Origin of the sequence: Variovorax sp. JS1663, from assembly GCF_002157355.1 — a bacterium.
Lineage (GTDB): Bacteria > Pseudomonadota > Gammaproteobacteria > Burkholderiales > Burkholderiaceae_C > Variovorax.
The window spans coordinates 1-17,987 of record NZ_LYMK01000058.1 but is presented as its reverse complement, the minus strand read 5'-3'; the positions used below and the strand labels follow the sequence as shown (position 1 = coordinate 17,987).

Here is a 17,987-nt window from a genome sequence, read left to right as displayed (position 1 = left end):
CGCCGCGCGGACACCGCAAACAAGCACGACCGTGCTAAAACTGTTTCGTTCGACGACAGACGGACGCGCCGCCCTCCCCGCGGCGCTCGACCAACGCAGCGAGGCACGCATGGATTTGAGCTTCACGCCCGAGGAACAGAAGTTCCGCGAAGAGATTCGCGCCTGGGTCAAGGACAACCTCCCCCAGGACATTTCCCACAAGGTCCACAACGCCCTGGAACTCACGCGCGACGATCTGCAGCGCTGGGCCAAGATCCTCGGCAAGAAAGGCTGGCTCGGCTACGGTTGGCCGGTCGAGTTCGGCGGCCCTGGCTGGACTGCCGTGCAGAAGCACCTGTTCGAGGAAGAGACCGCCCTGGCGGGAGCCCCGCGCATCGTGCCCTTCGGCCCGGTAATGGTGGCGCCGGTGATCCAGGCCTTCGGCAATGCCGAGCAGCACAAGCGCTTCCTGCCCGGCATCGCCAGCGGCGAGGTGTGGTGGAGCCAGGGCTACAGCGAGCCCGGCTCGGGCTCCGACCTGGCCTCGCTCAAGACCCGTGCCGAGCGCCGAGGCGACAAATACATCGTCAATGGCCAGAAGACCTGGACCACCCTCGGCCAGTACGGCGAGTGGATCTTCTGCCTGGTGCGCACCAGCAACGAAGGCAAGCCGCAGACCGGCATCAGCTTCCTCCTGATCGACATGAAGTCGCCCGGCGTCACCGTGCGTCCGATCAAGCTGATGGACGGTGGACACGAGGTCAACGAAGTCTTCTTCGACAACGTCGAGGTACCGGCCGAGAACCTGATCGGCGAGGAGAACAAGGGCTGGACCTACGCCAAGCACCTGCTGTCCCACGAGCGCACCAACATCGCCGACGTGAACCGCGCCAAGCGCGAGCTGGAACGCCTGAAGCGCATCGCCAGGCGCGAAGGCGTCTGGGAGGACCAGCGCTTCCGCGACGAAATCGCCAAGCTGGAAGTCGACGTGGTCGCGCTCGAGATGCTCGTGCTGCGCGTGCTGTCCGCAGCCACCACGGGCAAGAACTCGCTCGACATCGCCGGCCTGCTCAAGATCAAGGGCAGCGAGATCCAGCAGCGCTATTCCGAACTCATGATGCTGGCAGGCGGCCCCTTCGCGCTCCCGCTGATCCGCGAGGCCATGGCCGCGGGCTGGCAGGGCGACTACCCCGGCGGCCATCCGGAACTGGCGCCGCTCGCCACCACCTACTTCAACATGCGCAAGACCACCATCTACGGCGGCAGCAACGAAGTGCAGCGCAACATCGTCGCTCAAACCGTCCTCGGTTGAGCGCCACAGCAGGAAGGAAGAGACGATGGACTTCAATTTCAGCGACGACCAGCAGCAGCTTCGCGACGCAGTCGCCAAGTGGGTCGAGAAGGGCTACGGCTTCGAGCGCCGCCGCGCCATCGAGGCGGCGGGCGGCTTCTCGCGCGAGGCCTGGGACGAACTGGCCGAATTGGGCCTGGGCGGCCTCTACATCCCCGAGGACGAGGGCGGCCTGGGCATGGGCCCGGTCGAGGGCATGGTGGTCATGGAAGAACTGGGCCGCGGCATCGTGCTGGAGCCGCTGGCCCAATCCTTCATCGCCGGCGCCGTGCTCGCCGGCCATGCCGACGAAGACACCCGCGACAGCTGGCTGCCGCGCATCGCTGGCGGCCAGGCGCTGGTGGTGCTGGCCTACCAGGAGCGCAAGGCGCGCTACCGGCTCGACGTGTGCGAGGCCCAGGCCGCCCAGGACGGCGACGGCTGGCGCCTGAGCGGCACCAAGAGCCTGGTGCCGGCCGGCGACGAAGCCGATGCCTTCATCGTGCCCGCGCAGCTGGACGGCCGCATCGCCCTCTTCCTCGTGCCGCGCTCCGAGGACGGCGTGGCGGCGCGCGGCTACGGCATGCAGGACGGCAGCCGTGCGGCCGAAGTCGTGTTCGACAAGGCGGCGGCCACCCTTGTGGCCAAGGACGGTCCGCCTGCGCTCGAGCATGCGGTCGACATCGGCATCGCCGCCGCCTGCGCCGAGGGCGTGGGTGCGATGGACCGGACGGTTGCGCTCACCATCGAGTACCTGAACACGCGAAAGCAGTTCGGTGTGCCGATCGCCAGCTTCCAGGCCCTGCGCCACCGCGTGGCCGACATGAAGATGCAGCTCGAACTCGCCCGCTCGATGAGCTACTACGCCACCCTCAAGCTCAATGCCCCGGCCGCCGAGCGCCGCCAGGCGATCGCCCGTGCCAAGTACCAGCTGGGCGTGTCCATGCGCTTCGTCGGGCAGCAGTCGGTGCAGTTGCACGGCGGCATCGGCGTGACGGACGAGTACGCGGGCAGCCACTACTTCAGGAAGCTGACCCAGCTCGAGATGGTCTACGGTGACACGCTGCACCACCTCGGCGAGGTATCGTCACGCATGCAAGACAGCGCCGGCGTCTTCGCCTGACACCCGGAACCGCTATCTTTTAGCGACAGCACGCCGCGCCCGCCAGCCTTATGCCGGCGGGCGCTTTTCATTTGCATCGGAGCTTGGTCATTCATGCACACTCGCCGACACCTGATCGCCCTCAGCCTCGCCACGACCATGCTCGCCGCCTGCAGTTCCGTGCCCTCCCCTGACGAGCGCCCGCCGATCGTCTTCGTGCACGGCAATGGCGACTCGGCGGCACTCTGGCAGACCACGCTCTGGCGCTTCGAATCCAACGGCTGGCCGCGCGAGCGGCTGTTCGCGTCGGACCAGCCCTTTCCGCTGGCGCGCGACGACGATGGCGTCGTCCAGCCCGGACGCAGCTCCTCCGCCGAGTCGATGGCCTTCCTCAAGGCCGAGGTCGAGCGCGTGCTCAAGACCACCGGTGCTCGCAAGGTGGTGCTGATCGGTAACTCGCGCGGCGGCAACGCCATCCGCAACTACGTGCAGAACGGCGGCGGCGACCAGGTCGTGAGCCACGTGGTGCTGGGCGGCAATCCGGCCCATGGCATCTGGGCGGTCAAGGGCTTGCGCGAGGGCAGCGAGTTCTCGGGCCTGAGCCCCTTCATCCAGCAGCTCAACGCGCCCAAGAACGCAGCCGGCGACGAGGTCACGCCGGGCGTGAAGTGGCTGACGGTCCGTTCCGACAACAACGACAAGTACGCCCAGCCCGACGGCGTGTGGATCGGCGCCAAGGGCACCGCCACGAACATCGGCTTCGACGGCCCGGCGCTCAAGGGCGCGACCAACATCGCGCTGCCACGCATCGACCATCGCGAAACCTCCTTCTCGCCGGCCGCCTTCGATGCGACCTGGCGTTTTCTCACGGGCGAGGCGCCGCGCACGCTGCAGCCGGTGCCCGAAAACCAGGTCGTTCTCTCGGGCCGGGTCACCGGGCTCGGGCTCGATCCGCTCAACCCGTCGAGCGGCGCCTTCGTCAACAACCTGCCGCTGGTGGGTGCGCGGCTGGCCATCTTTGCCGTCGATGCGTCCACGGGCGTGCGGCGTGGACAGGCCGCCTGGGAACAGACCATCGGGCAGGACGGCCGCTGGGGCCCGCTGCAGGCCCAGCCGGCCACCGCCTACGAGTTCGTGCTAAGCGCGCCAGGCTATGCCACCACCCACATCTATCGCAGCCCCTTCCCGCGCTCCAGCGCCGTCGTGCAGTTGCGACCCGAGCGCATGGCGGAAGCGGATCGCGATGCCAAGGCGCTCGTCATCTTCACCCGGCCGCGCGGCTACTTCGATGCCGAGCGCGACACCATGCGCTTCGACGGGCAGACCACGCTGCCCGGGGTGCCGCCGACGGGCGCCGGCGTGTCGAGCACGAAGGTCCGGCTGGCAGATGACACGCCGCGCAGCATTGCCGGCGAATTCAACGGCGAGCGCGTGGTGGGCCGGACCTGGCCGGCCGGCGGAGGCGCGCTCAGCGTGCTCGAGCTGAGCTATTGAGGCGGCTATCCGTGCAAGCGCGAGTTCTGCGGCAGATGCGCCATCAGAAACTCCATCTGGTCCGCCAGGATCCGGCGGTTGCGCAGGATGAAGTCTTCCCACAGCGAGGGCACATAGGGCGCGTAGAGCAGCGGCATGTTGGCCTGCTCCGGCGTGCGACTGCTCTTGCGGTGGTTGCAGGGCTTGCAGGCCGTGACCACGTTCATCCAGCTGTCCACGCCGTTCTGCGCGAAGGGGATGATGTGCTCGCGCGTGAGGTCTTCCTCGTGGAAATGGCCGCCGCAGTAGGCGCAGATGTTGCGGTCGCGCGCGAACAGCTTGCTGTTGGTCAGGCCCGGGCGCAGCGCGAAGGGGTTGATGCGCGGCACGCCCTTGGTGCCGATGATGCTGTTGACCGCGATCTGCGACTGCTCACCGGTGACCGCGTTGTGCCCGCCGCGGAACAGCGCGACCTGCGCGCCCACCTCCCAGCGCACTTCGTCCGCCGCATAGTGGATCACCGCCTGTTCCAGCGAGATCCACGACTGGGGCAGCCCCTGGGCCGAGAGCTTCAAGACCTTCACACACGCCTCCTCACAAAAAGGGAAGAAGAACCACGGAAAGACCAGGACATCGAGCGCCAGGCGGTGCCGGCGAGGGATGTGCTGCGTCACAATATACCGGCTTTGTGACAAAAAGCTCTCCATGTGCCTATTCGACGGGCTGGAGTGCTATCAAAAAGATACCGAACGATGCAGGTTTTCCGGGGTTTCAGGCATCCGGGTGTGGCTCCGGCCTGCGCCCTGACCATCGGCAACTTCGATGGCGTCCACCGTGGCCATCAGGCCATGCTCGGGCTGCTCAATACCGAGGCGCGCCAGCGCGGGCTGCCCAGTTGCGTGCTGACCTTCGAGCCGCACCCGCGCGACTACTTTGCCCAGATCACCAAGCGGCCGGAGCTGGCACCGGCGCGCATCGGCACGCTGCGCGACAAGCTCACCGCATTGGCCGCCAGCGGGGTGAATCAGACCATCGTGCTGCCCTTCGACATCCGCCTCGCCTCGCAGACACCCGAGCAGTTCATCCAGCACGTGCTGATCGAGGGCCTGGGCGTGCGCTACGTACTGGTAGGCGACGATTTCCGCTTCGGCGCCAAGCGCGCCGGCGACTACGCGATGCTGGATGCGGCCGGCGAGGCTCACGGCTTCGACGTAGCGCGCATGAACAGCTACGAAGTGCACGGCCTGCGCGTGTCCAGTTCCGCAGTGCGCGAGGCCCTGGCCGAGGGCCGGATGGCCGACGTGCAGGCCCTGCTCGGCCGTCCCTATGCGATCTCCGGCCACGTGGTGCACGGCCGCAAACTCGGCCGCGCGCTGGGCGCCTCGACGCCCGGGCGCAACGACGGCTTCCGCACCCTCAACCTGCGCTTCAAGCACTGGAAGCCGGCGGCCAGCGGCATCTTCGCGGTGCTGGTGCACGGCCTCGACGACCAGGCGCTGCACGGCGTGGCCAACCTGGGCGTGCGCCCTTCTCTGGATGCCAACGACGTCAACGGCGGTCGGGTGCTGCTGGAGACCCACTGCCTCGATTGGCCTGCCCACCTGGGTGAAGAAGGGGCCTACGGTAAAATCCTCCGCGTGGAACTGCTGCACAAACTGCACGACGAATTGCGCTACACCAGCCTCGAAGCCCTGACGGCGGGCATTGCGAAGGATGGCCGCGACGCACGTGCATTCTTCGCTTCCGCCCACGCCGAGACCCGTCGCCAGACCACGCGCGATCGAATTTAGCCGGGCCCGCCCGCGCTGCCGCCCTTTTGCAAGCTCGGGGCGAACGGCTTTTTCCTTCGCACCGACAACCCCGCAAAGGTTCGGGCCGAGCCTGTCGAAGCCCCCTGTTCCGAGTTCCATCATGTCTGCTGACGCCGCCACCTCCACCGACTACCGCGCCACCCTCAATCTGCCCGACACCCCCTTCCCGATGCGGGGCGACCTGCCCAAGCGCGAGCCGGGCTGGGTCAAGGAATGGAACGACGAGGGCCGCTACCACCGCCTGCGGCTGGCCCGCCATGGCGCGCCCAAGTTCATCCTGCACGACGGCCCCCCCTACGCCAACGGCCAGATCCACATGGGCCACGCCGTCAACAAGATCCTCAAGGACATGATCACCAAGGCGCGCCAGCTCGACGGCTATGACGCGCTGTACGTGCCCGGCTGGGACTGCCACGGCCTGCCGATCGAGAACGCGATCGAGAAGAAGCACGGCCGCAACCTCGGCCGCGACGAGATGCAGGCCAAGAGCCGCGCCTACGCGACCGAGCAGATCGCGCAGCAGATGGTCGACTTCCAGCGCCTGGGCGTACTGGGCGAATGGGACCATCCCTACAAGACCATGGACTTCGCCAACGAGGCCGGCGAGCTGCGCGCCTTCAAGCGCGTGATCGAGCGCGGCTTCGTCTACCGGGGCCTCAAGCCGGTCTACTGGTGCTTCGACTGCGGCTCCTCGCTGGCCGAGTTCGAGATCGAGTACGCGGACAAGAAGTCGCACACGGTGGATGTGGCCTTCAAGGCCCACGACCCGGCAAAGCTGGCCGCCGCCTTCGGGCTGCCGGCGCTGTCCAAGGACGCCTTCGTCGTCATCTGGACCACCACCGCCTGGACCATCCCCGCCAACCAGGCGCTCAACCTCAACCCCGAGCTCGACTACGCCCTGGTCGACACCGACCGCGGCCTGCTGATCCTGGCTGCCTCGCTGGTCGAGATGTGCATGAACCGCTATGCCCTCGACGGCAAGGTGCTCGCGACGGTCAAGGGCGAAAAGCTGGGCGGCCTCGAGTTCGAGCACCCGCTCTACGACTTGGACCCCGGCTACCGCCGCCTGTCGCCCGTTTACCTGGCCGACTACGCCACGGCCGAGGACGGCACCGGCATCGTCCATTCCTCGCCCGCCTACGGCCTGGACGACTTCAACTCCTGCGTCTCGCACGGGCTGGCCTACGACGACATCCTCAATCCCGTGCAGGGCAATGGCGCCTACGCGGCCGACTTTCCCCTCTTCGGCGGTGAGCACATCTGGAAGGCGGTGCCGCACATCATCCAGGCCCTGCGCGATGCCGGCCGGCTGCTGACCACCGACACCATCACCCACAGCTACCCGCATTGCTGGCGCCACAAGTCGCCGGTGATCTACCGCGCCGCGGCCCAGTGGTTCGTTCGCATGGACGAGGGCGAGGGCGTGTTCACCAAGGACAAGGCGCCCAAGACCCTGCGCCAGATGGCGCTGGAGGCCATCGAGGAGACGAGCTTCTACCCGGAGAACGGCAAGGCTCGCCTGCACGACATGATCGCCAACCGGCCCGACTGGTGCATCAGCCGCCAGCGCAGCTGGGGCGTGCCGATCCCCTTCTTCCTGCACAAGGACTCGGGCGAACTGCATCCGCGCACCATGGAGATCCTCGACCAGGCCGCCGACATCGTCGAGAAGGGCGGCATCGAGGCCTGGAGCCGCGTCACGACCGAGGAGATCCTCGGGCCCGAGGACGCGCCCCGCTACACCAAGAGCACTGACATCCTCGAAGTGTGGTTCGACTCGGGCTCCACCTTCTCGCACGTGCTGCGCGGCACGCACCCCAACGTGCACCACGAGACCGGCCCCGAGGCCGACCTCTACCTCGAAGGCCATGACCAGCACCGCGGCTGGTTCCATTCCTCGCTGCTGATCGCCTGCGCGCTGTACGGGCGCGCGCCCTACAAGGGCCTCCTGACCCACGGCTTCACCGTCGACAGCCAGGGCCGCAAGATGAGCAAATCGCTCGGCAACGGCATAGAGCCGCAGGAAGTCAACAAGAAGCTGGGCGCCGAGATCATCCGCCTGTGGGTAGCAGCCAGCGACTACTCGGGTGACATCGCCGGCGACGACAAGATCCTCGCCCGCGTGGTCGATGCCTACCGCCGCATACGCAACACGCTGCGTTTCCTGCTCGCCAACACCAGCGACTTCGAAATCGCGAAGGATGCGGTGCCGCTGGACGAGCTGTTCGAGATCGATCGCTACGCGCTCTCGCGCGCGGCGCAGTTCCAGGCCGAGATCCTGGCGCACTACAAGGTCTACGAATTCCACCCGGTGGTGGCCAAGCTGCAGGTCTACTGCTCGGAGGACCTGGGTGCCTTCTACCTCGACATCCTGAAGGACCGCCTCTACACCACCGCGCCCGGCTCGCGCGCGCGCCGCAGCGCGCAGACCGCCCTGTGGCACATCACCCAGGCGATGCTGCGATGGATGGCGCCCTTCCTCAGCTTCACGGCCGAGGAAGCCTGGAAGTTCTGCGGCAACGGCGAGTCGATCTTCACCCAGGTCTACTGCGACCTGGGCCAGCCCGACGAGGCGTTGCTGGCCAAGTGGACGCGCATCCGCGAGGTCCGCGACGCGGTCAACAAGGAGATCGAGACGGTGCGTGCCGCCGGCCAGCTCGGCTCCTCGCTGCAGGCCAACGTGGCGCTCACCGTCCCGGCCGAGGAGCATGCCCTGCTGGCCTCGCTGGGCGAGGACCTGAAGTTCGTCTTCATCACCTCGGCCATCGCGCTGGCGCAGGGCGACGCGCTGTCGGCGCAGGTGACGCCCAGCACGGCGGTCAAGTGCGAGCGCTGCTGGCACTGGCGCGACGACGTCGGCCACGACCCGGCGCACCCGGGCCTGTGCGGTCGCTGCACCAGCAACCTGTTCGGCGCCGGTGAAGCCAGGAGCGCCGCCTGATGGCCGCGACCCGCTCCCTCGCCCCGCCGCGCGCCGGCATCTGGCCCTGGCTGGCGCTGGCCCTGGTGATCGTGGTGCTGGACCAGATCACCAAGTCCCTGATCCTGGACTACTACAAGCTGGGCGATGCCACCTACATCGCCAGCTTCTTCAACATCGTGCGGGCCCACAACACCGGCGCCGCCTTCTCCTTCCTCGCGGATGCGGCGGGCTGGCAGCGCTGGTTCTTCACCGCCATCGGCGTGGGCGCGGCGGTGTTCATCGTCTGGATGCTCCGGTCGCACGTCGGCCAGAAGCTGTTCTCCTTCTCGATGGCCTGCATCCTGGGCGGTGCCATCGGCAACGTGGTGGACCGCATGATGCACGGCTACGTGGTTGACTTCCTCGACTTCCACCTCGCCGGCCGCCACTTTCCCGCGTTCAATCTGGCCGACAGCGCGATCACGCTGGGCGCCATCTGCCTGATCCTCGACGAGCTGCGCCGCGTGCGCCGCGGCAGCAGCCAGTGAACCGGCGCGGTCCGCGCCTGCGCGCCTGACCGCGCCCCGTTCCCGCCTCCCCCTTTTCGAAGCCCCTCGGCCGCGCCCAAGGGTTTTCTCCTGTTCCGTCCCCTGTCATGGCGGTTTCATACTCGCGTGCTTCAATGTAATCGATTACATCAACGCACCGGGATCCATGCCCACCAGCATCCAGAACGTTGCCGCGCAGGCGGGCGTGTCCGTCGCAACCGTCTCGCGCGCCTTCAATTTCCCCGACAAGGTCACGCCCGCCACGCGTGAGCTGGTGGAACGGGTCGCGCGCGAGCTGGGCTACGTGCCCAACGCGAGCGCGCGCACGCTGCGGACCCAGCGCAGCCGCGTGCTGGGCGTGGTGCTGCCCACGCTGCTCAATCCCACCTTCGCCGAATGCCTGCAGGGCATCGCGGCCGCGGCTGCGGCGGGCGGCTACGCCATCATTCCGATCACGTCCGGCTACCGCCTCGAGGAAGAGGAGCGGGCGGTCAACCTGCTGCTCGCCGGCAACGTGGACGGGCTGATCCTCGTGGTGTCCAACCCCTCCACCTCCACCGCGCTGGAGCGGCTGCGCAAGGCCGGCGTGCCCTACGTGCTGGCCTACAACCGCCATCCCGAGCACCCCTGCGTGTCGGTGGACAGCGAGGGCGCGGTGGCCGACGTGGTCGCGCGCCTGGTGCTGCTGGGGCACCGGCGCATCGCGATGGTCAGCGGCACGCTCGCCGCTTCCGACCGCGCGCAACAGCGCTACCGCGGCTTTCTGCGCGGTATGGCCGATGCCGGCCTGGCGCCGCCACCGCTGATCGAGGTGCCCTTCGTCGAGACCGCCGTGGACGCCATCGCGCGCACCCTCGCCGCGCCGGACCGCCCCACCGCGCTGGTGTGCTCCAACGACCTGCTCGCCATCCGCAGCATCCGCGCCGCCCACCTCAGCGCGCTGGCGGTGCCCGAGGCGCTGTCGGTGGTGGGCTTCGACGGCATCGCGCTCGGCGAAGACCTCACTCCCGCGCTCAGCACCGTGGCGCAACCCAACAGCGACATCGGCCGCCACAGCGTCGAGCTGGTGGTGCAGGCGCTGGCCGGCGGCATCGCGCTCGAGCCAGACGCCAGCGTGCTGCTGCCGCATGTGTTCCGTGCCGCCGAATCCTGCGCCAACGCGCCGGGCTTCGCGTAGCGCTTCCCTTTTCGTCCAACCCCGATCGCTTCCAACAAAGGAGTCCCCATGTTGCTCGACAACTTCCATCGCGTGGCCCGCATCGGCCTGCTCGCCGCCGGCCTGGCCGCCGGCAGCGCCATGGCCCAGACCGCCATCTGCTACAACTGCCCGACCGAATGGGCCGACTGGGGCACGCAGCTGCGCGCCATCAAGGCCAAGACCGGCGTCACGGTGCCTGCGGACAACAAGAACTCGGGCCAGGCGCTGGCGCAGTTGGTGGCCGAGAAGGCCAGCCCGGTGGCCGACATGACCTACCTGGGCGTCACCTTCGCCATCCAGGCACAGAAGGACGGCGTGGTCGAGCCCTACAAGCCCGCCGCCTGGAACGACATCCCCGCCGGCCTCAAGGATCCGGCGGGCAACTGGTTCACCATCCACTCCGGCACGCTGGGCTTCATGGTCAACGTGGACGCGCTCAAGGGCAAGCCGGTCCCGAAGAGCTGGGCCGACCTGCTCAAGCCCGAGTACAAGGGCCTGATCGGCTACCTGGACCCGGCCTCGGCCTTCGTCGGCTACGTGGGCGCGGTGGCCGTGAACGAGGCGCGCGGCGGCAACATGGACAACTTCGCGCCGGCCATCGACTACTTCAAGGCGCTGCAGAAGAACGAGCCGATCGTGCCCAAGCAGACCTCCTACGCGCGCGTGCTCTCCGGCGAGATCGCGATCCTGCTGGACTACGACTTCAACGCCTACCGCGCCAAGTACAAGGACAAGGCCAACGTCGCCTTCGTCATTCCCAGCGAAGGCTCGGTCGTCGTGCCCTACGTGATGAGCCTGGTCGCCAAGGCCCCGCACGCGGGCGACGCGAAGAAGGTGCTCGACTTCGTGCTGTCCGACGAAGGCCAGGCGATCTGGGCCAAGGCCTACCTGCGCCCGGTGCGCGCCAACGCGATGCCCAAGGAGATCGAGGCGCAATTCCTGCCCGCCAGCGAATACGCCCGCGCCAAGACCATCGATTACGGTCGCATGGCGCAGGCGCAGCGTGCCTTCTCCGACCGCTACCTGAAGGACGTGCGCTGAGCGCCGGCGGCCCCGCGATGAAGGCTGGCACCGACCGCAATCCCCGCTGGCGGCTGCTCGCCTGCCTGCTGCCCGCGGCCGCCTTCTTCGCGGCCTTCTGGCTCCTGCCCATCTCCCGGCTGCTGGCGCTGCCGGCGCACAAGGGATGGGCCACCTACTTCGCCGTGCTCACCGATACGCGCTACCTGCAGAGCATGGTCAACACCGTCCTGCTGTCGGTGGCCGTGACCGCGGCCACGCTGGCCCTGGGCTCGGCCGTGGGCATCTACCTGGCGCGGCGCGACTTCCCGGGCAAGCGCGTGCTGCTGTCGCTGCTGACGTTGCCACTGTCCTTCCCGGGCGTGATCATCGGCTTCTTCGTGATCCTGCTGGGCGGCCGCCAGGGCCTGGTGGCCGACATCAGCGCGCACCTGATCGACGAGCGCATCACCTTCGCCTACGGGCTGCTGGGCCTGTTCCTGGCGTATTTGTACTTCTCGCTGCCGCGCGCCATCGCCACCTACGCCGCTGCTGCCGGATCGATGAACCCGCAGCTCGAGGAGGCCGCCCGCTCGCTGGGCGCCTCGCGCCTGCGCGTGGTGCGCGACGTCTGGATCCCGGAGCTCGGCCCCACCACGCTGGCCTGCGGCGCGATCCTGTTCGCCACCTCGATGGGCGCCTTCGGCACCGCCTTCACCCTGGCGAGCAAGTTCGAGGTGATCCCCATCACCATCTACAACGAGTTCACCAACTACGCCAACTTCGCGCTCGCCGCCTCGCTGTCGATCGCGCTCGGGCTGGTGACCTGGCTGGTGCTGTTCATCGCACGGCAGGCCGGCGCGAATCCGGCGGTGCGCTGAGGAGCAGAGAACGATGCAACGCAACTTCGCGACCCAGCGCTCGCCCTTCCTGTTCGCCGTCACGCTGGCGGTGAGCCTGTTCATGATCGCGCCGATGCTGCTGTCGGTGATGGCCGGCCTGGTCAACAACTACAGCAACGGCCTCCACAGCGGCCTCACGCTGCGCTGGCTGGCCGAGGTGTGGGAGGTCTACGGCGGCACCGTCGGCGCCTCGCTGCTGGTGGGAATGGCCTGCGTGGCCGGCACCATCGTGCTGGGCGTGCCCTGCGCCTACGCCCTGGCGCGCAGCCGCTCGCGCGCGGCCCACGCCTTCGAGGAACTGCTCACGCTGCCGGTGGCCGTGCCCGGGCTGGCCACCGCGCTGGCGCTGATCCTGGCCTACGGCGAGATGACCGCCTTCCGCCAGAGCTTCGCCTTCATCCTGGTCGGCCACATCGTGTTCACCCTTCCCTTCATGGTGCGCACCGTCGCCTCCGCCTTCCAGCGCGACGAGCTGCTGGCGCTGGAGGAAGCCGCCAGCTCGCTCGGTGCCAGCTTCCGCCAGCGCTTTCTCGACGTGCTGGTGCCGGCGGTGTTCCCGGCCATCGTCGCCGGCAGCCTCATGGTGTTCACGCTCTCGGTGGGCGAATTCAACCTCACCTGGATGCTGCACACGCCGCTGACACGCACCCTCCCCGTCGGCCTGGCCGACAGCTATGCCTCGATGCGCCTGGAAATCGGCTCGGCCTACACGCTGGTTTTCTTCGCCGTCATCCTGCCCGTGCTGTGGGGCCTGCAGTACGTCGCCAACCTGATCCAGAAACGCCATGGAACTTGAACGCATCCCTGTCGACATCACCCGCTGCGGCAAGACCTATGCCGACGGCACCCGCGGCCTGCAACCCACCGACCTGCACGTGGAGGCCGGCGAGGTGCTGGCGCTGCTGGGCCCCTCGGGCTGCGGCAAGACCACGCTGCTGCGCCTGATCGCCGGGCTGGAGTCGCCCGACGAGGGCAGCCGCATCGTCTTCGGCGGGCAGGACGTGACCCGCCGCCCCGTGGAGCAGCGCGGCGTCGGCATGGTGTTCCAGAGCTACGCCCTGTTCCCGCAGATGACCGTGGCCGCCAACATCGGCTACGGGCTTCGCATCCGCGGCGTCCCGCGCGACGAGGAGCGCCGCAGCGTGGGCGAACTGGTCGAGCTGACCCGCCTCGGCGGCCTGGAGAACAAGCGCCCGTCCGAACTCTCCGGCGGCCAGCGCCAGCGCGTGGCCCTGGCGCGCGCGGTGGCGGTGCGCCCGCGCGTGCTGCTGCTGGACGAGCCGCTGGCCGCGCTCGACGCCAAGCTGAAGGAGTCCCTGCGCGACGAGCTGGCCGATCTGCTGCGCCGGCTGCACATCACCGCGATCCACGTCACCCACGACCAGCAGGAGGCGATGGCCATCGCCGACCGCCTGGCCGTGATGAGCGCCGGCCGCATCGTGCAGGTCGGCCGCGGCGAAGACCTCTACCGCGCGCCCGCCCACCCCTTCGTCGCCGAGTTCCTCGGCCGCGTGAACCGGCTGGCGCGCGACGCCGATGCCATGGCCCGGGGCGTGGTGTGCCTGGGCGGCGCCCTCCTGCCCTGCCCGGACGGATGGCGCACGCAGGAGGCCCTGCTGGTGCGCCCCGAGGACATCGAAGTCGATGCGCGCCATGCCGACTGGGGCCGGGCCGTGGTCGAACGCCGCACCTTCCTGGGCGACCGGGTGCAGCTGCACCTGCGCGCCGAGGACCAGCCCGTGCTCACCGCCGACGTCGGCCGCGACACCCCCTACCGGCCGGGCGACGCGGTCGGCATCCGCATCCGCCCCGAACGGCTGATGAGCACGCAGGAGATCGGCGCATGAGCCCCGCCCCCACCACCGTCATCACCCTGCTGGGCCAGTTGACCGATCTGCACATCCGCGAGCCGGGGCGCCTGGCCTACGGCCGCATCGACACCGCGCCCTACCTCGAGCGCGCGGTGCAGTCGGTGCTGCGCCTGCCCCAGCAGCCCGATGCCCTCGTGCTCACCGGCGACCTGACCGACTTCGGCCGCGCCGCCGAGTACGAGCATCTGGCCTGCCTGCTGGCGCCGCTGCCCATGCCCTTCTTCCTGCTGCCGGGCAACCACGACGACCGCGACCAGATGCGGCGCAGCTTCCCCGCCCACGCCTACCTGGGCAGTGCGGGCCCTGTGAACTACGCGGTGCGCGTGGGTGCACTGCACCTCGTCGCCCTGGACACGGCCGTGGCCGGCGCCAGCCACGGCGAACTGGACGACGCCCAGCTCGACTGGCTGGACGCGCAGCTGCACGCCTGCCGCGGCGAGCCGGTGGTGATGGCGATGCACCATCCCCCCTTCTCGACCCTGATCGGCCACATGGACCGCATCGGCCTCTTGGCCGGGCGCGAGCGCCTGGAAGAGATCGTCGCACGCCATCCCCACGTCGAGCGCATCGTCTGCGGCCACCTGCACCGCGCGATCGAGGTGCGCTTCGGCGGCACCATCGCCTCGACCTCGCCCGCGCCGGGCCACCAGGTCTGCCTCGACCTGACGCCGGACGCCGCGTCGGCCTGGACTTTGGAGCCGCCGGGCTTCCGGCTGCATGCCTGGACCTCGGAGCGACGGCTGGTCACCCACCTGGCCGCCTCGGGCGAATTCGAAGGGCCGTATCCTTTCCATGACAATGGCGCATTGATCGATTGAGGCCGTCGGCCGACAGCCCCGCGTTCCCAAAGGTTCAACAATGAGGCCGGCACGGAAGGAGCGACCCCTACACCCATGAAACATCTGCTGAACCTGCTGGCCGCCATCGCACTGCTGGTGTGGGGCACCCATCTCGTTCGCACCGGCGTGCTGCGCGTCTTCGGCGCCAACCTGCGCAAGATCCTGGTGCACAGCATGCGCAACCGTTTCACGGCGGCCCTCTCGGGCATCGGCGTCACGGCCCTGGTGCAGTCCAGCACGGCCACCTCGCTGATGACGTCCTCCTTCGTCGGCCAGGGCCTCGTGGCGCTGCCGGCCGCACTGGCGGTGATGCGCGGCGCGGATGTAGGCACGGCGCTGATGTCGGTGCTGTTCTCGGCCGACCTGTCCTGGCTCTCGCCGCTCTTCATCTTCGTGGGCGTGGTGCTCTTCATCTCGCGCGGCTCCACCCCGGCCGGCCGCGTCGGCCGGGTGCTGATCGGCCTGGGCCTGATGCTGCTGGCGCTGGAGCTGGTGGTGCAGGCCACCGGCCCGCTGTTCTCCTCGCCGCCGGTGCTGGAACTGCTGGCCTCGCTGGGCAGCGACGTGCTGCTGGAGATCACCATCGGCGCCGTGCTCGCCATCGCCGCCTACTCCAGCCTGGCCGTGGTGCTGCTGGTGGCGGCCATGGCCAGCTCCAACGTGGTGCCGCTCGATGTGGCCCTGGGCCTGGTGCTGGGCGCCAACCTGGGCAGCGGCCTGCTGGCGGTGCTGACCACCGCCAAGTCGGCGATCCCGGTGCGGCAGGTCACGGTCGGCAACCTGCTGTTCAAGCTCCTCGGCGTGGCGATCGTGGCGCCCTTCGTCGGCGTCTACCTGCGCGAGGCCCGCCCCTACATCTCGGACGCCACCCAGCTGGTGGTGCTGTTCCACCTCGCCTTCAACGTGGCGATCAGCATCGGCTTCATCGGCCTGACGGACTGGGTGGCCCGCGCGGTCAAGCAGCTGCTCCCGGTGCCCACCGAGCCGCTCGCCATGCAGCGGCCGCAGCACCTCGACCCCTCGGCCCTGTCCACCCCCACACTGGCCATCTCCAATGCCGCGCGCGAGGCGTTGCACCAGGCCGACATCGTCGAGACCATGCTGATCGGCATGCTCAAGGTGATCCGCGACAACGACCTGCGCATGGCCGCCGAGCTGCGCAAGATGGACGACACGGTCGACGAGCTCTACTCGGCCATCAAGTACTACCTGACCAAGATCTCCCGCGAGGCGCTGGGCGAGGAGGAGAGCCGGCGCTGGACCGACATCATCAGCTTCACCATCAACATGGAGCAGATCGGCGACATCATCGAGCGGGTGATCATCGACGTCGAGGACAAGAAGATCAAGAAGCAGCGCAGCTTCTCCGATGCCGGCATGCGCGAGATCGTCGAGCTGCACGAGCGCCTGGTCGCCAACCTGCGCCTGTCGATGAGCGTGTTCCTCAACGCCAACGTGCGCGACGCGCAGCGGCTGCTGGAGGAGAAGGCGCGCTTTCGCGACCTGGAGCGCACCTACGCGACCACGCACCTGGAGCGGCTGTCGGAGCGCACCGCCTCCAGCATCGAGACCAGTTCGCTGCACATCGACCTGATCAGCGACCTGAAGCGCATCAACTCCCACATCTGCTCGATCGCCTACCCGATCCTGGACTCGGCCGGCGCGCTGTCGCGCACGCGCATGCGCGAGTCGCGACTGAGCCCGATAGAGTAGCTGGCCCCCACGCTCCGTCACTTCGTGTACTCGCTGCCCCCCGAGGGGGCCGCAGGCCGCCTTGGGGCGGCCCGGCGCCGGCCTGGTCTCGCTTCAAAGTGTGAGGATGGTGCACCCAGTGGTCTTCCGCGACTCCAGGTCCCGATGTGCCTGCTGCACCTCGGACAGCTTGTAGCGCTGGGCGATCGGGATCTTCACCGCGCCGCTCTGCACCACCGCGAACAGGTCGTCCGCCATGGCCTGCGTGCGCTCGCGGCTGGCCATGTGCGAGAACAGGGTGGGCCGGGTCACGTAGAGCGATCCCTTGGACGCGAGCAGGCCGAGGTTGAAGGCCGGCACCGGCCCCGAGCCGTTGCCGAAGATGGCCAGCAGGCCGAAGGGCCGCAGGCAGTCCAGCGAGCCCTCGAAGGTGTCCTTGCCCACCGAGTCGTAGACCACCTTCACGCCCTGGCCGCCGGTGATCTCCTTCACGCGTTCGGCGAAGTTCTCCTTGCTGTAGTTGATCGCGTGCGCCGCGCCGTGCTCCAGCGCCAGCTGGCACTTGGCGTCCGTGCCCGCGGTGCCGATCAGCTTCAGGCCCAGCGCCTTGGCCCACTGGCAGGCGATCAGGCCCACGCCGCCGGCGGCCGCGTGGAAGAGGATGAAGTCGCCCGGCTGCAGCCCCTCGGCCGGCAGCGTCTTCTTCAGCAGGTACTGCGTGGTCATGCCCTTGAGCATCATGGCCGCGCCGGTCTCGAACGAGATGGCGTCGGGCAGCCTGCACACGTTCTTCGCCGGCATCACGCGCAGCTCGCAGTAGGCGCCGGGCGGCGGGCTGGCATAGGCGGCGCGGTCGCCGGCCTTCAGGTGCGTGACGCCCTCGCCCACCGCCTCCACCACGCCCGCGGCTTCCATGCCCAGCTGCAGGGGCATCGGGAAGGGGTAGAGCCCGCTGCGCTGATACGTGTCGATGAAGTTGAGGCCGACCGCGTGGTGCCGGATGCGGATCTCGCCCGGTCCGGGCTCGCCGACCTCCACCTCGACGATCTTCAGTTCCTCGGGACCGCCGGGGCGGTCGATGCGAACGGCTTGGCTGCGCATGGGATGTCCTTTTCGGATGAGCTGGCTGAAAAGAGCCCATCGTAGACACGTATGAAATCGCGCGCCGCGGGGTGCGCGTCAGCCCCTTTCAATGTGCCAGCACTTTTGCGACAAAAGATCAGATTTTGATCTGAGCCAAACGCCCCCAGAATCGCGCCCCGCAACGGGAGCGAGGCAGCAACAACGCTGAAGCCATGAGCTTGGTCTCCCCGGATGCACAGGGAGATCAAGAACTTGAAC

Annotated in this window: 15 protein-coding genes; 13 read left to right on the top strand and 2 right to left on the bottom strand. The window is 68.5% G+C overall.

All coding sequences use genetic code 11. The annotated features are described in order from the left end of the window. The first annotated feature begins 109 nt into the window (after positions 1-109). The 3 genes from A8M77_RS30835 (at position 110) to A8M77_RS30825 (ending at position 3,905) form a co-directional block, all read left to right on the top strand. Positions 110-1,291: an acyl-CoA dehydrogenase family protein gene (locus tag A8M77_RS30835; RefSeq protein WP_086925288.1), complete on the top strand. Its 1,182-nt coding sequence runs from the start codon at positions 110-112 to the stop codon at positions 1,289-1,291. A gap of 25 nt (positions 1,292-1,316) precedes the next feature. Continuing rightward, the gene (locus A8M77_RS30830; RefSeq protein ID WP_086925287.1) at positions 1,317-2,432 is read left to right on the top strand and encodes an acyl-CoA dehydrogenase family protein; all 1,116 of its coding nucleotides are present in this window, start codon (positions 1,317-1,319) and stop codon (positions 2,430-2,432) included. 93 nt (positions 2,433-2,525) lie between these two features. After that, the gene (locus A8M77_RS30825) at positions 2,526-3,905 is read left to right on the top strand and encodes an alpha/beta fold hydrolase (RefSeq protein WP_086925286.1); all 1,380 of its coding nucleotides are present in this window, start codon (positions 2,526-2,528) and stop codon (positions 3,903-3,905) included. A 5-nt stretch (positions 3,906-3,910) separates the two neighbouring features. Here A8M77_RS30825 and A8M77_RS30820 read toward each other — a convergent pair whose 3' ends face one another. Next, the gene (locus A8M77_RS30820) at positions 3,911-4,468 is read right to left on the bottom strand and encodes an HNH endonuclease (protein ID WP_086925285.1); all 558 of its coding nucleotides are present in this window, start codon (positions 4,466-4,468) and stop codon (positions 3,911-3,913) included. Positions 4,469-4,636: 168 nt separating this feature from the next. On the opposite strand from A8M77_RS30820, the gene A8M77_RS30815 reads away from it, so the two are divergent. From A8M77_RS30815 to A8M77_RS30770, 10 genes are all read left to right on the top strand, one after another. Continuing rightward, a complete protein-coding gene (locus tag A8M77_RS30815; RefSeq protein ID WP_086925284.1) occupies positions 4,637-5,674 on the top strand; it encodes a bifunctional riboflavin kinase/FAD synthetase in 1,038 nt (345 codons plus the stop codon). A 121-nt stretch (positions 5,675-5,795) separates the two neighbouring features. After that, positions 5,796-8,636, top strand: a complete 2,841-nt coding sequence (gene ileS / locus A8M77_RS30810) for an isoleucine--tRNA ligase (RefSeq protein ID WP_086925283.1) — start codon at positions 5,796-5,798, stop codon at positions 8,634-8,636. Further along, on the top strand, positions 8,636-9,145 hold the full coding sequence (gene lspA / locus A8M77_RS30805) for a signal peptidase II (protein ID WP_086925282.1): 510 nt from the start codon (positions 8,636-8,638) through the stop codon (positions 9,143-9,145). The genes ileS and lspA overlap by 1 nt, the downstream gene beginning before the upstream one ends. 166 nt (positions 9,146-9,311) lie before the next feature. Next, positions 9,312-10,322 (top strand): LacI family DNA-binding transcriptional regulator, encoded by a 1,011-nt coding sequence (locus A8M77_RS30800; RefSeq protein ID WP_086925281.1) that lies wholly within the window; start codon positions 9,312-9,314, stop codon positions 10,320-10,322. A 48-nt stretch (positions 10,323-10,370) separates the two neighbouring features. Then, positions 10,371-11,384: an ABC transporter substrate-binding protein gene (locus tag A8M77_RS30795; protein WP_086925280.1), complete on the top strand. Its 1,014-nt coding sequence runs from the start codon at positions 10,371-10,373 to the stop codon at positions 11,382-11,384. Between the two features lie 17 nt (positions 11,385-11,401). Further along, positions 11,402-12,223: an ABC transporter permease gene (locus A8M77_RS30790; RefSeq protein WP_086925279.1), complete on the top strand. Its 822-nt coding sequence runs from the start codon at positions 11,402-11,404 to the stop codon at positions 12,221-12,223. Positions 12,224-12,236: 13 nt separating this feature from the next. Further along, positions 12,237-13,040, top strand: a complete 804-nt coding sequence (locus tag A8M77_RS30785; RefSeq protein ID WP_086925278.1) for an ABC transporter permease — start codon at positions 12,237-12,239, stop codon at positions 13,038-13,040. Then, on the top strand, positions 13,030-14,091 hold the full coding sequence (locus A8M77_RS30780; protein WP_086925277.1) for an ABC transporter ATP-binding protein: 1,062 nt from the start codon (positions 13,030-13,032) through the stop codon (positions 14,089-14,091). The genes A8M77_RS30785 and A8M77_RS30780 overlap by 11 nt, the downstream gene beginning before the upstream one ends. Then, the gene (locus A8M77_RS30775; RefSeq protein ID WP_086925276.1) at positions 14,088-14,933 is read left to right on the top strand and encodes a phosphodiesterase; all 846 of its coding nucleotides are present in this window, start codon (positions 14,088-14,090) and stop codon (positions 14,931-14,933) included. The genes A8M77_RS30780 and A8M77_RS30775 overlap by 4 nt, the downstream gene beginning before the upstream one ends. A 75-nt stretch (positions 14,934-15,008) precedes the next feature. Then, positions 15,009-16,667 carry a Na/Pi cotransporter family protein gene (locus A8M77_RS30770; RefSeq protein ID WP_086925275.1) on the top strand — a complete coding sequence of 553 codons (1,659 nt, stop codon included), beginning with the start codon at positions 15,009-15,011 and terminating at the stop codon, positions 16,665-16,667. Positions 16,668-16,760: 93 nt separating this feature from the next. On the opposite strand, the gene A8M77_RS30765 is transcribed toward A8M77_RS30770, so the two are convergent. Next, entirely contained in the window at positions 16,761-17,747 is a 987-nt protein-coding gene (locus A8M77_RS30765; protein WP_086925274.1) for a quinone oxidoreductase family protein, read from the bottom strand. Between the last annotated feature and the right edge of the window lie 240 nt (positions 17,748-17,987).

Bases quoted from the DNA above. Each gene is read 5' to 3' on its own strand.
- A8M77_RS30815 (WP_086925284.1), top strand. From the start codon at position 4,637: ATGCAGGTTTTCCGGGGTTTCAGGCATCCGGGTGTGGCTCCGGCCTGC.
- A8M77_RS30795 (WP_086925280.1), top strand. From the start codon at position 10,371: ATGTTGCTCGACAACTTCCATCGCGTGGCCCGCATCGGCCTGCTCGCC.
- A8M77_RS30825 (WP_086925286.1), top strand. From the start codon at position 2,526: ATGCACACTCGCCGACACCTGATCGCCCTCAGCCTCGCCACGACCATG.
- A8M77_RS30770 (WP_086925275.1), top strand. From the start codon at position 15,009: ATGAAACATCTGCTGAACCTGCTGGCCGCCATCGCACTGCTGGTGTGG.
- ileS (WP_086925283.1), top strand. From the start codon at position 5,796: ATGTCTGCTGACGCCGCCACCTCCACCGACTACCGCGCCACCCTCAAT.
- A8M77_RS30785 (WP_086925278.1), top strand. From the start codon at position 12,237: ATGCAACGCAACTTCGCGACCCAGCGCTCGCCCTTCCTGTTCGCCGTC.
- A8M77_RS30830 (WP_086925287.1), top strand. From the start codon at position 1,317: ATGGACTTCAATTTCAGCGACGACCAGCAGCAGCTTCGCGACGCAGTC.
- A8M77_RS30790 (WP_086925279.1), top strand. From the start codon at position 11,402: ATGAAGGCTGGCACCGACCGCAATCCCCGCTGGCGGCTGCTCGCCTGC.
- A8M77_RS30800 (WP_086925281.1), top strand. From the start codon at position 9,312: ATGCCCACCAGCATCCAGAACGTTGCCGCGCAGGCGGGCGTGTCCGTC.
- lspA (WP_086925282.1), top strand. From the start codon at position 8,636: ATGGCCGCGACCCGCTCCCTCGCCCCGCCGCGCGCCGGCATCTGGCCC.
- A8M77_RS30775 (WP_086925276.1), top strand. From the start codon at position 14,088: ATGAGCCCCGCCCCCACCACCGTCATCACCCTGCTGGGCCAGTTGACC.
- A8M77_RS30835 (WP_086925288.1), top strand. From the start codon at position 110: ATGGATTTGAGCTTCACGCCCGAGGAACAGAAGTTCCGCGAAGAGATT.
- A8M77_RS30765 (WP_086925274.1), bottom strand. From the start codon at position 17,747: ATGCGCAGCCAAGCCGTTCGCATCGACCGCCCCGGCGGTCCCGAGGAA.
- A8M77_RS30780 (WP_086925277.1), top strand. From the start codon at position 13,030: ATGGAACTTGAACGCATCCCTGTCGACATCACCCGCTGCGGCAAGACC.